Source organism: Treponema sp. B152 (assembly GCF_024181665.1).
Classification (GTDB): domain Bacteria; phylum Spirochaetota; class Spirochaetia; order Treponematales; family Treponemataceae; genus Treponema_B; species Treponema_B denticola.
The window spans coordinates 2,358,460-2,374,173 of the sequence record NZ_CP058668.1; the positions used below are offsets into that span (position 1 = coordinate 2,358,460).

A 15,714-nucleotide genomic window follows, 5' to 3' on the forward strand; every position below is an offset into this window, starting at 1 on the left:
TCATATTATATATATAAATTCAAGATATAAATAAAATCCGGTTTTATGTTTTTTTTCAATAATCTATTTGAAGTAAGAATTTATCTTCATTTATTTACTAAATTTCGCTTTTTTTGTATTATATAGTTCTTAGGTCATAGACCTAATAGGGAGACTCTATGAGACTTATTATAAAAAACAATTATGAAGATTGTTCAAAATGGACTGCCGATTATATCTGCAATAAAATTATCGAATTTAAACCTACAAAAGAAAAGCCCTTTGTTCTAGGGCTGCCGACGGGTTCTACTCCCTTAGGGGTTTATAAGGAACTTATAAAAAAGTACAAAGAAGGTCTTTTATCTTTTAAGCATGTAGTTACCTTTAATATGGATGAATATGTAGGCTTGGAAGCTTCTCATCCTCAAAGCTATCATTATTTTATGATGGAGAATTTTTTTAATCACATCGACATTGAGCCTAAAAATATTCACATTTTGGATGGAATGGCCAAAGATAAAAAAAAGGAATGCGAGGACTATGAAAAAGCTATCCGCTCTTACGGAAAAATTCATTTGTTTTTAGGCGGAATAGGGGCAGACGGACACATAGCTTTTAATGAGCCCTACTCTTCGTTGACTTCCCGCACAAGAGAAAAAACCTTAACGCGGGATACCATCATAATGAATTCACGATTTTTTGAGGGAAATGAAGACCTTGTTCCAAAGACAGCCTTGACTGTAGGCATCGGCACGATTATGGATGCCGAAGAAGTTCTTATAATGGCAACCGGACATGCTAAGGCTGAAGCAGTTCATCAAGCTGTCGAAGGAGGGGTAAGCCATGTTTGGACTGTAAGCGCTTTACAACTTCATCCTAAATCCATTATAATCTGCGATGATGCTGCAACAGATGAACTTAAAGTAAAAACCGTAAAATATTTTTTGGATATAGAAAAAGGAAAATAGAAACTAATGTATCAAGAAAACAAACACAGGCTTCAAACTATTTCATTCTTCGTATTACTTGCAGGAATGTTGATTCTTGTGGGTAAATTATTTTTGCCCTATGCAAGCGTTTTATTATGGTCGGCAGTAATTTATGTTTTGGTAAGGCCCTTATATAATAAGATACTATCTAGGATGAATAAAGAGAAAAAAACTTTCCCGATAAAGAAAAGATTGCTTGCAGGCAGTTTTGCAATAATAACGGTTCTTGTTGTGGCCGGTGTTTTGTTTTTTGTGGTGATAAAAATATTCGGTCAAGGGAAAATTCTTGTTCAAAATATTCAGAGCTTTTTAGAAAACATAAATAATTCTGAATCGGGCTTTTCAAAAACCGATATAGCCGCAATTGTAAACCGCTTATCTATGGGGACGGTGGATATTTCCAATCTTGATTTGCAAAAAGAATTTTTAAACCTTTTATCTTCTTCTTCTGATAAAATATTGCGGTATGCAACAAGCCTTGTAAAAAATGCCGGTTCGTTTTTTTTGTCTCTTGTTTTCTTTGCCTTTGCCCTTTACTTTTTTTATGTAGACGGAGCTTATCTTTTCAGTTTGTTAAAACATGCCATTCCTATAGATAATGAAACATCAAATAAACTTTTTTCTAAAATAGGCGAAATTACAACCAATCTTTTTAAGGGACTTTTTTTGGTTTCGTTTTATCAAGGTCTTGCATCTTTTATAGTTTATCTTATATTCGGTGTGCAAAGCGCACTCTTACTTGCAATTCTGACCTTTTTTAGCACATTTTTACCCCTTGTCGGCTGCGGTTTAATTTGGTTTCCTGTAGGAGTCGGGCTATGCTTTACGGACGGCCTTGCAAAGGGTCTTATCTTTTTGGTTGTTGCAGGTTCGATAATCAGTTTTATGGATAACTTTCTACGCCCATTCTTTTTAAAAGACAGAATAAAGATACATCCTCTTTTAATCTTTTTTTCAATGCTGGGCGGAGTCAGTATGTTTTCATTTGATGGCATTATTTTGGGGCCGATGATTGTAATCTTATTCTTTACCATTTTAGATATGGCTTTGGATATAGAAGAAAAAAAAGAAAATGATGAAGACAGTTTTGAGCATTTAATATAAGGAGAAAATTTATGATAACGGAAAAAACTATTTTGCCTCATAAGGCCTTGTTTAATGAAAACGGAGATATAGAAACTCATAAACGTAAGATGATTGGCGGAAACACCACTAACCTAAACGATTTTAACAATATGAAGTATTCATGGGCCAGTGATTGGTACCGTCAGGCTATGAATAATTTTTGGATACCCGAAGAAATAAATATGACTACCGACGTACAGGACTACCGAAAATTATCGGCTCCCGAAAAGACGGCCTACGATAAAATTCTTTCTTTTTTAATTTTCTTGGACAGTATTCAAACTGCAAATCTTCCCAATGTCGGCCAATATGTAACGGCTAATGAGGTAAACTTATGCCTTACCATTCAAGCCTTTCAAGAAGCAGTTCACTCGCAAAGCTACAGTTATATGCTAGACACAATTTGTTCTCCCGAAGAACGAACTGAAATCTTATACCAATGGAAAGATGATGAACATCTTTTACGCAGAAATAAATTTATCGGCGATTTATACAACGAATTTCAAAGCGATAAGAGTGCTCTTGCCTTTTTAAAGGTCTGCGTTGCAAACTATATTTTGGAAGGTGTCTATTTTTATTCCGGTTTTATGTTCTTTTATAATTTGGGGAGAAACAATAAGATGCCCGGTTCGGTGCAGGAAATCCGTTATATCAACCGAGATGAAAATACGCATCTCTGGCTTTTCCGCTCGATGATACAGGAACTTCAAAAAGAAGAGCCGCAACTATTTACTCCGCAAAATGTAGAACTTTTTAGAGGAATGATAAGGGAAGGCTGTGAACAAGAAATAGCTTGGGGAAATTATGTTATAGGAAACGATATTCCCGGGCTTAACAGTCAGATGATAACCGACTATATTCAATATTTGGGAAACCTCAGATGCGAAAACCTCGGCTTTGCACCCATTTATGACGGGCACAAGGAAGAACCCCAATCTATGAGCTGGGTCAGCCAGTACAGCAATGCGAACCTGATTAAGACCGACTTCTTTGAAGCCAAGTCCACCGCCTACGCAAAATCATCGGCGATGGTAGATGACTTATAAATTAAAATAAGGTTTGAACCTTTTGCTTTTTTGCGACGATATTAATGTGAGGTCTTTTTTATGGAGGGAAAAATGTTTTTTGTTTCACTTGTTACTGTTATTATTACAGTATCTACTTTTGCGCTTGTTGCCCGCATCCTTATTGCATATTGGATTTATAAAGATGCACAAGAAAGAGATGACGAACCACTGATTTGGGTTTTAATTGTATTTTTTCTATCGGCTGTGCTTGGGCTTGTTCTTTATCTTGTAGCGGCCCGAAAAAGCAAGAGGATAAAATGCACCTCATGCGGATTTATTCAAGCTGCCGGAATACCGTTTTGCGGCAGCTGCGGTAAACAGATGCCTCATCTTTCGGATGCTGTAAATAAAAGAAACAAAGCAAATCTATGGCCTCTTATTGCTGCCGCCGTTTTAACTCTTTTGAATTTGATCTTTTCGATTATCTTATCTATTTATATTTTTAAATCGACCATAGACGGTGAAATCGAAAATTTCTTTCCTAATACAAATATAGCCATTATGCAGACCCAAACTAATTTTAATAATCTATGGAAGGCTAAATTTAAATATAAAACTTCCGAGAATATCACTACCTTTACAATAAAGGAAGGTAAAAACTTAAAATGTTTATGGAATATAGATTCAGGTAATATTTCGGTAGAAATAAGTTTAGGCGATAAGTTAATCACATTTTTTGATAATAATAAAGACGGAAATATATTAAATACCGAAATTGATATGTCCGATTATGCAGGTGAAAGAATTGACCTCAAAATCAAATGCAGCAAAGCATCCGGTTCTTTTGAATTTAATGCGCGCTAGATTGATATTAAAAATATAATTTAATAACAGTAAAAGCTTCTCCCGCTTGCAAAATATAAATCTCACAAGACAGCCGAAATCAACAACCCCGACGCAAGCATCGGGGTACAGAGCTCAATGTTTCGCACTGTATGTTCTCATAAGGTGGTTGCAGTCGGCTTTAATACCCTTCGTTACGACGCAAGCGTCGGGTATTAAACCCTCTGCACGAATAAAGGCAACCTTGTGAGATGGAAACAACTTATGCACTCAATGGTTTATTTTTAGTGCTTAAATCTTTTTTAAAAAGTTTAATCACTATAAATGCAGATAAAACTGTAACCAGCGTGTCTACTATCGGGCTTGAAATCCAAATTCCACGTGTTCCAAAAAATACGGGGAGAATTAATACGGCCGGAATATAAAGTAAAAATTGACGGGCAATTACCAGCAGACCTGCGTACTTCGCTTTACCCAAAGCTTGAAAGAGGGTTAAATTGATAATCATAATAGCCGACAAAGGAAATAAAGAAATAGCAAGCATTGCATTCGTTCTTCCTAAAGATACAAGCTCCTTATTTTTCAAAAATAGCCCCAAAACCTGTTCAGGCATCATTAAAAATGCCAGCCAAAATATCAGTGATAAAAATAATCCGAAGCCGTAAAAAAGAAAGGTTCCTTTTTTTACCCTGTCGAGTTTTTGTGCTCCGAAATTGGTTCCTGCAAAGGGCTGATAGCCCTGACTTATTCCCCAAAGAGGAATAAAGGATAACATTAGATATCTAAAAAAAGCACCCATTAAAATTACCTGATCTTCTCCGCCGTATCTTTTTAATGTAGAATACATAACTGCCTGCTGTAAAAGAGCAAAGACTTGCATCAACATTGCAGAAAAACCTATTGAAAGGGTTTCTTTTACGATACTTTTTTGAAGATTAAAGTGTTTGAATTTAACGTTTTTGCTGAAGAATGCGAAGTAACAAAAATTACAAATTGCAAGAACCACTTGAGATATTACGGTTGCTATAGCGGCGCCTTCAAGTCCCTTTTTTAAAACAATTACAAAGACTGCATCCAAAATAATATTTAATACGGCACTTATACCCATCAAAAGCATAGCAAGACCCATTCGGCCTTCTCCTCTCATAACCATATTGGCTGCTTGACCGAAGTTTACAAAGACTGAACCAATATATACAATCCGCAGATAGCTTACTCCCAATCGGAGCATTTCTCCTTCCGCTCCTATAAGAATCAAAAGTTGAGGCGCAAAAATTAATCCGATTGTCATAGTTCCCAATGAAAAAAGAAGCGTCAACAAAAGGACGTTTCCCATAATGGAATCAACGGTTTCTTGGTCGCTTCTTCCTACCGCCCGTGAAAGAACCGAAGCGGATCCTATACCGACTAAAACGGCAATGCCGTTATTTATCAGTGTAAATGTATAGGCTAAACTGACTGCTCCTAAAGCTACGCTGCTTACATATCTTCCTACGAATATTGCATCCACAAAGCTGTATAAGCTGATTACAAACATTCCGATAATGCCCGGAATGCTGAGCTCAAGCATCAACTTGAACATATTACCTGAAATCAAATGTTCTCTTTTATCCGTCATAAGAACCTCCATAACTGACGAAGTCGTCAGTTATATTATATAAAAAGAGAAAATAAAGTCAATAGCGGCTAACTAATTTTTTTATTCGATTGTAAAGCTTTTTTTTACACAAGAATAGAGAAAGTCGTGGAGCTCTCTTTTTCCCTCATCAAAAACAGTTTTGTCTTCAAAGAGTTCATAGATTATAAGGATTCCGTTAAAAAGACGGGAGTAGAGCCGTCCTGTTTTGTTTGTTTTATACTTTATTTTTTTACCTTCAAAAGTCCCTTCTTTAAACAAATGTTCCAGATTTTCGTTTATAAACTTATGAGCTTGATTTTCAAGTTTCCAAAAAAGAGTCTCATATTCTTTGTCATATAGAATTTCGGCAAGAAACATTAGATAAAGCCGTTTTTCGGGAACATTATCAAATAGTTTTGCTTCTAAGGCTTGGGTTACAATTTCGTAAGGGTCATCAATTTTTTTTGCAGAACTAAAGATTTCTTCGTTGCGTCTATATCGAAAATAGTTTCCTTCCTGCATTATGGCAAACATTATAGCCTTCGTACCTTTAAAGTACTGATAAACCCCTCCTTTTGAAAGGCTTGTAGCGGCAACAATATCTTCCATCGTAGTATTATGAAAGCCCTTTTTTAAAAACACCTTTTTTGCAGCTTCTATTATCTCATACGTCCGTTCTTCTTTTGTTTTCCGTTTAAATTTAGCCATATCTATATTATAAAGAAAAATCAAAAAAAAGGAAAGCCTATTATAAATGAATATTCTATATTTTATACATGATGAAAATCAAGAGGAACCTCAAAAACTGAAATTTTTCGAGGTTCCATTAAGCATTGTGTTTGCTCGTCATCTTAAATTACACAACTCTCAAACGAATGTAAACCAGATAAAGCCAGAATAGTGTTTGAGATCCATCTTAAATTACACAACTCTCAAACTTTCATCAACACTTTTACTTTCTCAATTCTGTTTGAGATCCATCTTAAATTACACAACTCTCAAACGTGCTTTAACCATTTAGGCAAGATGATATAGTTTGAGATCCATCTTAAATTACACAACTCTCAAACACTGTTCAATCATAAGACCTCCCAAGAAGCGTTTGAGATCCATCTTAAATTACACAACTCTCAAACCAGATGTCTTGCCACTTCATTTAACTCGTTGTTTGAGATCCATCTTAAATTACACAACTCTCAAACAGCTTAATTCTCCTGTGTTGATGTCTACTAGTTTGAGATCCATCTTAAATTACACAACTCTCAAACTAAACGGCGTGTCAACGCTTGTTCGTATCAGTTTGAGATCCATCTTAAATTACACAACTCTCAAACCACCAAACAAACATTAACCAACGGAAAAGGAGTTTGAGATCCATCTTAAATTACACAACTCTCAAACACATGGATAAATTACAAATGTATTCCGTTTGTTTGAGATCCATCTTAAATTACACAACTCTCAAACACATGTTTGGTCAAATGCAAAATCAGCTTAGTTTGAGATCCATCTTAAATTACACAACTCTCAAACACATGTTTGGTCAAATGCAAAATCAGCTTAGTTTGAGATCCATCTTAAATTACACAACTCTCAAACGGGATACTAAGGGTGATAAGGCTTCGCCTTGTTTGAGATCCATCTTAAATTACACAACTCTCAAACGAACCTTCTAAACTTTTTGAAAAAAATATCGTTTGAGATCCATCTTAAATTACACAACTCTCAAACGTTTGCTTCAACGGCGATGTCTGCTGTCAAGTTTGAGATCCATCTTAAATTACACAACTCTCAAACGCCGCCTTTTCTGCAACATTACCAAGCCAGGTTTGAGATCCATCTTAAATTACACAACTCTCAAACAAAAACATGAATAAAACTTTTTCCGGTAATGTTTGAGATCCATCTTAAATTACACAACTCTCAAACATTTTTTTCTCGTAAGCAAACTTTAAAGGCGTTTGAGATCCATCTTAAATTACACAACTCTCAAACAAAACCACTTGATTCATTGCCAGGTTCATAGGTTTGAGATCCATCTTAAATTACACAACTCTCAAACACTGCGGTGCGCTTTTCTTTTTTGACAATCGTTTGAGATCCATCTTAAATTACACAACTCTCAAACAAAGCGGCTCTCGGCTCGACAACTCTAGCGGTTTGAGATCCATCTTAAATTACACAACTCTCAAACGATGGTATGAATGTATGGTATTCTAAAATCGTTTGAGATCCATCTTAAATTACACAACTCTCAAACGTGGGCAGTTTGGTCGCCCACACTTTCATTGTTTGAGATCCATCTTAAATTACACAACTCTCAAACGTTTGGTCATGGCATTACTTACAATTCGTCGTTTGAGATCCATCTTAAATTACACAACTCTCAAACCGCTGCCAGTGATAGTCGGCAGGGCTGTCGGTTTGAGATCCATCTTAAATTACACAACTCTCAAACTTACCATTCTGTTTAATACATAAATCCTGTGTTTGAGATCCATCTTAAATTACACAACTCTCAAACACAGTATTTAGAGTTAAATACTCGCTCTGCGTTTGAGATCCATCTTAAATTACACAACTCTCAAACGTTCGAGCTGCGATGTGTTTGCTGAAAATAGTTTGAGATCCATCTTAAATTACACAACTCTCAAACAAAAGGAGCAAGCTTTAGTATAACGGAAGAGTTTGAGATCCATCTTAAATTACACAACTCTCAAACATATCGTCAACAATCTGCACCAAACCGGCAGTTTGAGATCCATCTTAAATTACACAACTCTCAAACCCTCAAGCTTATTTATTAAAGAGTTCTAAAGTTTGAGATCCATCTTAAATTACACAACTCTCAAACTTAAAAGAATTATAAAGTTACAGTACTTAGTTTGAGATCCATCTTAAATTACACAACTCTCAAACTCAAAACGTCCTTGATAACCAAAGACTATAGTTTGAGATCCATCTTAAATTACACAACTCTCAAACCTATTGATACTGCTGTATCTTCTAAATGGGGTTTGAGATCCATCTTAAATTACACAACTCTCAAACAACATTAAGATTATTAATATCATTATTAAGGTTTGAGATCCATCTTAAATTACACAACTCTCAAACCTCAAAACTATTCTTCTGAGTTTATAAAGCGTTTGAGATCCATCTTAAATTACACAACTCTCAAACTTTTGCGGAGTTAAGTATTGCATTGGCGTAGTTTGAGATCCATCTTAAATTACACAACTCTCAAACAACCTCACACCGAACAAAATCTTTTCCAAGGTTTGAGATCCATCTTAAATTACACAACTCTCAAACAAATTATATTTAGCAACATATCCAAAAGATGTTTGAGATCCATCTTAAATTACACAACTCTCAAACATAAAGAAATAATAACAAACACGGCATTTAGTTTGAGATCCATCTTAAATTACACAACTCTCAAACATCCATTATCAAGTTTAAGACCATTTAGTTGTTTGAGATCCATCTTAAATTACACAACTCTCAAACTAGGCAAATAACCTTGCTCATCCATAAGCGGTTTGAGATCCATCTTAAATTACACAACTCTCAAACCTAAGGTCGATAGCGCTTTACTTGTTCACCGTTTGAGATCCATCTTAAATTACACAACTCTCAAACGGTGTTAGATTTCCTTATAGGAATTACACTGTTTGAGATCCATCTTAAATTACACAACTCTCAAACCAGAATGACGTTGATAATTTAAACGTTAAAGTTTGAGATCCATCTTAAATTACACAACTCTCAAACAGAGCCTCTCGAAGTAAGTCAGTTCTAACAGTTTGAGATCCATCTTAAATTACACAACTCTCAAACACGACGTGTTGTTGATTTGCAAAAAGCTGGGTTTGAGATCCATCTTAAATTACACAACTCTCAAACGTCAGATATGGTGTAGGTGAGAGTCTATCACACTAGAGATAGCGGTGGTCTAAGATGGTTACTTTTTAATACTAACATGCGAATCGTTTATTGTCAATATATCTCGCAGAGGTCTTTATCAATAATATATGATTTTTCACAATCTTCTTTTGTAGATGTGTATGCCCCCTCGATTAAAAATAGATTTGTTTTTATATAGCGGGCAAATTTGTATAACTCGGATAAGTCTTTGAAATTTAAGAACTGTTTTAGGTTTATAAAAATAAAGCATTTTATTTGATTTAATTCCACAGAAGCGCTTATATAATCTATAATTTTTTCAAGTAAATTTGTATATTCTGTTTCAAAAGAGATATTAACAGCTTTAAATATGCTGATCAAATCCAGTTCTTCACTCCGTTTTAGAGGTATATCCAAAGAAAGAAGTACATCGTCTATATGTTTTAATATCGCACTTTTTATGGTGCATGTTTTTAGGTAATTATATTCATCGGAAATACTTTGTTTTAAGATCGAATAAATTTTATTTAGATTTTGTTTATTATTTATATCGAGATTTATAGGATTTAGTATCAGCTCACATGTTTTTGGAATGGAAAGCTCTTTATCATCTTCTGATAATATGAATTTGCCCTCATTACCTGAATATTGACTAAAAAACTCCGATACAATTTCGGTAAAAAAAGTTTTATTTTCTATAGTTAAAACATTAACTTTATTTTCTGAAAATATTATTTGATTTTTAATGTCAGGATGTACCAGTTTCATAGAACAACAAGCCTTTCATCGGTATTTAAGTATTCTGTTTTAGATTCTCCAATAATAATTTCCATCTTTGCATATTGTTTTTCGGTAACGGTTAATATTTCAACCAAGCCTTCGGGAGGTTTATTCTTCTCTATACTTTTTACAATAGAGTCTCTATTTGTAAGATTTAAAACCAATTTTGAATAAACCGACTTTTGCTGCATAATAAAGCCTGATTTAATTAGATACTTCCTAAAAACCGAATAATTATGCCTGTTTTCAGGTGTTATTACGGGTAAATCAAAAAAAACGATAACTCTCATAAATCTATAACTCATTTCGGTAAAATTTAATTTGTGAAATATCCTTTTCATTTAGAGCATCAAAAATACTGTGTACAAAAATTTCGATGGCTTTATTTATATAATGCTCTTTATTGTTTATAAATACCTTTTTATTTATAACACTAACTATTTTTAGCTTTTCTTCATGTTCAAATTTTTGAGGATTAAGTTTAAAAACTTCTGCATCAACAATGGGCCTAAAAGGTTCCATAAGGTCTGATCCGAGGTTAAAAGGATTAAACATATTGTCATGAAAAATTCCAAGTTGTGTAATATAACCGTTTGCTGTTATTTCACGATTGAATGCAGAAAGTAAGATGCTATATCCGTAATTTAAAGCGGCATTTATAGGAATATCCAAACTTCTGGAAAATCCTGCTCCAAATAACGCTGCAAAATATGCTTTTGCAGCATGGGCTTCCTTATTTGTTTTATCGTTAATATCTATATCTGTAATATACTCAGCTAGTAAATCTGCTTGCGGAAGATTCAGTTTTTCTAAGAGGTATTTTTGCTGTCTTATTTTTTCTGTTACGACCTCAGTCCATACAAGCTGTTTGATATTCTTATCCCATTTTATTTGAAGCCTGATTTTTTCGCTGGTATCGTGGCTGCCGTAATATCCTATCAATTCAGAAGCCGGATTTCGTTTTTCGTCACAAAAAATTACCTTAACCTTTTGTTTTATAAGCTCATTTAATAAGGCTGCGGTTATAGATACCGCTGTCGTTTCAATGATTAAAACTGAAATTTCTTCGATAAAAACTTTTTGAGTTTTTTCACCCCGAACTACTAGATGATTTAAGTGTAAATCCAGCTTTGCCCTATTTGAAATAACAACGGTTCTCCAACTCATACCTTTAACAAATCAATCCTTTTTTCAAAAATACCTGTTATTGATTGGTAAATTAAAATACAGTTATCAAGACTAGATATTTTATTTCCTATCTTTGCAACTCCTGAATATTTGCTTCCGCCTATATGTTGTAAGTCTGATACATTTCTAGTGGCAGAAAACAGTTTTAAAATCTCTAAAATAACTTCAAACTGATTTTCGATTATTAAAGATTTAAACTTTTCTTTTCCTTTGACTAAGATATCAATAGTTGCAGAGTTAGGTCTTTTTTTATAAATAGTATCCTTATGTTTTGTTAAAAGCATATCATAGATTTCCAAATTCTTCTTTTGAAGAAGGTCATAAAACTCCTTTTCTCCTATTTCATCATTTTTTGTCTTTTTGCATAAATTTTCTTTGATATAAGATCTAAAGGATAAGTCTTCATAAGGAGAAATTGTTTTTCCTATCTTTTCTCTTTGACTTCTTATTTCACTGAATCTTATAATTTTTTTAAAATAAAGAACTTCATCATTTGAACAGCAAAACTGAACAGCCGGACGCAGTAAGAAAGAATCATTGGTTTTCCCTGTTATATGACAAGGGAAACCGTTAATTTTTAAGAGGGAGTTGATTTTTATTTTAGGAACCAAAATCTTAAATTCTTTTTTTCCTAGCAGATCTGTTAAGTAACTCTTTAATACATCTTGATCTTTTTGAATATCTTTTACCAAATATAGAGGGATGGTTTCTAAGCTCCGTATTTTATTCCCTTTTTCTTCGTATTCTATAAGAGTATAATATGCAGCAGAGACTTTATTATAGCCCCCATATTTTGAAATATTAGAAAAAGGACCTTCTTTTTTTAGAGGATGCTGGCCCAATCCTTTTTTCATAATGGTTTGATCAAAAAGGCCTCCTTTTTTGCAAGCGGCTTGGCGTGTATAAATAGGGGTATTTCTTTTAAGCATATCCTTCACAGTGATAATTGTTTTTCCTTTTTCCCATGCCGTAATATTATTTCTTTTTACATCATAATCAAAAACTTTATAATAATTGTAAGTATCGGCAATCTTTGGATTATCCCGTTTCTCCTTTATAAAGTTCCAAAGATTATTTGTAAATTTTGTATTATATACATTTCCGACAACAATATTTAAATATGCATCATGAGCATGATGAAAATCGTTTATTTCTCTGCATTTTACAATATCGAATTTATTTCTAAACATTGATACGGTTTCAGCTTTAGAATAAACAATCTTAGTTTCGGGAAACATTTTTTCTAATACTCTTGCGGCTACTTTTGTCGCCTGTCTTGTTTCTACAAGCTGTCTGGCAATGAATTTTGCCGTTTCGTCATCCGAGATTGGAGTGGCCCTTGTTAACCTATTGAATTTTTCAAGGCTTATAAAGTTATTTCTTTGTAAAAAATTCCAAAAGCCCCTTTGCTTTGATTGAATTTCAGCCTTCAAGGGATATTTATCTTCCTTATTTTTATTGCAGCTGCTGCATACTAAAACCCGATTACTTATACTGTCATCTTTAATCTTGGATTGGGGATAAATATGATCTATATCATAGTTGCTTGTATCAAATACATGACCTATTTCAATCGGTTTACCGCAATACATGCACTTTCCAAGCTGCGTGTAATAAAGATAAAGTTTGTCGCTTCGAAGCCTTAAATTATCTTCATTTTCTATTTTACCTGAAAGGTCTTTTATCTCGGAACTAAAAGCATCCGCATCATTTTTACAGTTATTGTATAAGTCCTGTAAAATTTTTAATCTTGTCTTAGTCCTCACAGGATCAAGCTCTGCTCCCTTTGCCATTTCGATAAATATTTTTTTAGGAGGGGCTTGGGTAATATGCGATATTTCTTTTACAAGTTTTAAAGTCTGCCACAACATTTTTTTTACCGATGGTGATAAAAACAAAGGCTTAACCAAACCGTCATATGAAAATTGTTTTTCAACATCTTCAAATCCCGAATTTATCTTTTTAATATTTTCAGTAAATTTAAATTCACTGCTAAGCAACTCCATTAAATTATTTTGAGTTTCCCGCATTGCAGTTATTATATTTACCGGTTCGCTAAAACCCGGCATTTCTGATGTGACGGTTTCAAGGAATTTGCGTGATAATCGGCCCCAACCTGAAAATTTAAGATTTAGAATTTTTTTGATCTGTTCATCAGAACAATATTTTCCATATTCGGCTTTTATTTTTGTTTTAAGTATTGTTTTGCCTTCTCCTTCATCATAGATAGTAGCCCATCGTATAATTTCTTCAAGCATATTCTTTGTAGAAATTTCATCTACTTGCTTTCCGAATATGTTTTTAAGTTCTATATATGATTTTAACGAAGATGTACATTCTTTATCGATACCTAGAATAATTACTTCATCAGTTTTATTGCAAATACCTTCGTGTTTGATAAAAGTTGAAATCTGTTTTTGTGTGATTTTTTTATATTTTTTAAATAACTCTTCGTATATTTTTTGTTTTAGTTTAGTATCGCAGATATTTTTTCCATCAATGATAATCTGTAAATTATTGATTTCATTTAAAACGGTATACTCGGAATATAAAAGAGAGTTTTTGGGTAAAACAGATTCTCCTATTAAATATGTGCAAAAATTGGTTCTGCTTGTAATAAATTCTTCAGCTGTTTTTTCTTTATCGATATGATCAAAAAAGTTCCACGGAGTAGTTTTACCGGAAGGCGACTTTTCTTTTTTTACTACCCAGCATCTATCGGGAAAAGATTTTTTATGGTTATCGTTTATAGGCCCAATATAATAAGGAATCTTAAATGTTAAAAGCATTATAATCTTTTCACTGTGAGATAAACCTTTTTCATCTTTTTGTTTTAAAAAGGAAAAATGTTTTTCTGCGTTTGATAATATTTTTTCCAGCTCCATCTTGCGTAATTGATAAGGAATCTCCGCATTGCTTTTAGATATCTGTTTAGGTAAAAAAGTCCCTGTTTCAATTTCGGTCAATATATCATTTACTTCCTTTATCTCGGATTTTGCTGAAAGGATAGTTTTTAAAAATTTGTAAAAATCTTCTTGATTTACAGAATTGTTTATAATTAGTTTTTTACTCTTGGTTTTACATACGCCTACATATCCGGAGTAATTGTTGTTATTTTTTTCGTTTTTATTGTATCCGAATACTTTTTTATAATCTTTTGGGAAATGCTTTTTTATAACATTTTTTAATTTAGTCAAATCGGTTTTATGCTTTTCATATATTTTTACCTTTGCAAAAGAAAGATACTGTTCATCGCCTATTACCTTGGAAAGAACCGAGCAGTTATATACAGCCTTTGCTTTTAATAAAAGCTCAAAAGAATCTCCTAGAATGGAAGCAAGATCATCACTCAAAGCATCAAAATCATCTTTCGAAAAAGATATACTATTTTTCTCCGCATCCTTTAAATCCGGATTATCATAAAGATCGGCAAAGTTTATTTTGTTGCCTGATATTAAATTAGTAATAGCTTTTTTTTGTTTGTCGGAGGGCTTCAGTCCTAGCATCTTATTAAGACGGCTTTGTTTTTCGGAATTTTTTAAAGAGCTATCCTTTAAAATCTCTTTTACTTTTTGACTGTCGGCATCAATATCGACTTCCATATCTTCGCGCAGATATTCAAAAAGAGCTTGTATAGAAGTATCAAACTGATTTTCTGAATCGAAATCGCCCTCGAATAAAAAATGACCTCTTTTTTTTATAATATTATGACAGGCTAAGTATAATAGCCTTGGATCCGGCTTTACCTTGTTTTCAATCCAAGCCTTTATCAGATGGTTTATGGTAGGATAGGCTTTATGGTAGGTCTTATCGGTAAAATCTTTATCATTAAAAAGAGTGTTTTCCTGTAATATAGTCTTGTCTTCTGCATAGAGGGGGCTTTCTTTCATTCTTTGGAAAAAGCCCTCATCTATTTTTGCAATTTCTTGGGAAAAAAGCTCTTGAAGCAGCTTTATTCTTTTTTTTCTTCTCTCAATACGGCGCCTAGCACCTCTGTGAAGCCTTCTCACTTCCGCAGTTTCCGCCGTCTCAAAACACCTCATTCCCCAAAGGTCTTTACGATTAGCCTTTAAGAGTTTATAGTCAGTATCAGTAACTGCCCAACCAACCGATCCGGTTCCTACATCCAATCCGAGAAAATAATCCTTAATTTCCTTTTTCATACCTTGACCATTCCTTTAAAAAGTATTATAATAATGGCATACACAATTTAAGATCCATCTTAAATTACACAACGAGTTCAAATAAGAATTTATCAAAATCGTCCCTTTTGGGA

The 15,714-nt window shown here is 33.6% G+C and carries 10 protein-coding genes and 1 CRISPR repeat array; of the genes, 4 read left to right on the forward strand and 6 right to left on the reverse strand.

The features are described 5' to 3' along the window. Positions 1-158 precede the first annotated feature (158 nt). From nagB to HYB91_RS11100, 4 genes are all read left to right on the forward strand, one after another. The gene (gene nagB / locus HYB91_RS11085; protein WP_002676681.1) at positions 159-947 is read left to right on the forward strand and encodes a glucosamine-6-phosphate deaminase; all 789 of its coding nucleotides are present in this window, start codon (positions 159-161) and stop codon (positions 945-947) included. Positions 948-953: 6 nt separating this feature from the next. Further along, the gene (locus HYB91_RS11090) at positions 954-2,072 is read left to right on the forward strand and encodes an AI-2E family transporter (RefSeq protein ID WP_002676680.1); all 1,119 of its coding nucleotides are present in this window, start codon (positions 954-956) and stop codon (positions 2,070-2,072) included. An 11-nt stretch (positions 2,073-2,083) separates the two neighbouring features. After that, positions 2,084-3,139 (forward strand): ribonucleotide-diphosphate reductase subunit beta, encoded by a 1,056-nt coding sequence (locus tag HYB91_RS11095; RefSeq protein WP_253719529.1) that lies wholly within the window; start codon positions 2,084-2,086, stop codon positions 3,137-3,139. Between the two features lie 72 nt (positions 3,140-3,211). Further along, a complete protein-coding gene (locus tag HYB91_RS11100) occupies positions 3,212-3,964 on the forward strand; it encodes a hypothetical protein (protein ID WP_253719530.1) in 753 nt (250 codons plus the stop codon). 241 nt (positions 3,965-4,205) lie between these two features. Here HYB91_RS11100 and HYB91_RS11105 read toward each other — a convergent pair whose 3' ends face one another. The 6 genes from HYB91_RS11105 to cas9 all read right to left on the reverse strand — a co-directional run bounded on the left by HYB91_RS11105 (position 4,206) and on the right by cas9 (position 15,601). Further along, on the reverse strand, positions 4,206-5,561 hold the full coding sequence (locus HYB91_RS11105; protein WP_253719531.1) for an MATE family efflux transporter: 1,356 nt from the start codon (positions 5,559-5,561) through the stop codon (positions 4,206-4,208). An 81-nt stretch (positions 5,562-5,642) separates the two neighbouring features. Next, positions 5,643-6,293, reverse strand: coding sequence for a TetR/AcrR family transcriptional regulator (locus tag HYB91_RS11110; RefSeq protein ID WP_002676675.1), 651 nt, complete (start codon positions 6,291-6,293; stop codon positions 5,643-5,645). Positions 6,294-6,398: 105 nt separating this feature from the next. Beyond that, positions 6,399-9,470: direct repeats of the CRISPR family, unit length 36 nt; unit sequence GTTTGAGATCCATCTTAAATTACACAACTCTCAAAC. Between the two features lie 93 nt (positions 9,471-9,563). After that, entirely contained in the window at positions 9,564-10,238 is a 675-nt protein-coding gene (gene csn2, locus HYB91_RS11115) for a type II-A CRISPR-associated protein Csn2 (protein WP_002676673.1), read from the reverse strand. Next, positions 10,235-10,540 (reverse strand): CRISPR-associated endonuclease Cas2, encoded by a 306-nt coding sequence (gene cas2, locus HYB91_RS11120; RefSeq protein WP_002676672.1) that lies wholly within the window; start codon positions 10,538-10,540, stop codon positions 10,235-10,237. The genes csn2 and cas2 overlap by 4 nt, the downstream gene beginning before the upstream one ends. Before the next feature lie 4 nt (positions 10,541-10,544). Then, complete coding sequence (gene cas1, locus HYB91_RS11125) at positions 10,545-11,417, reverse strand: type II CRISPR-associated endonuclease Cas1 (protein ID WP_002672886.1); 873 nt, start codon at positions 11,415-11,417, stop codon at positions 10,545-10,547. Continuing rightward, positions 11,414-15,601 carry a type II CRISPR RNA-guided endonuclease Cas9 gene (cas9, locus tag HYB91_RS11130; RefSeq protein WP_002676671.1) on the reverse strand — a complete coding sequence of 1,396 codons (4,188 nt, stop codon included), beginning with the start codon at positions 15,599-15,601 and terminating at the stop codon, positions 11,414-11,416. The genes cas1 and cas9 overlap by 4 nt, the downstream gene beginning before the upstream one ends. Between the last annotated feature and the right edge of the window lie 113 nt (positions 15,602-15,714).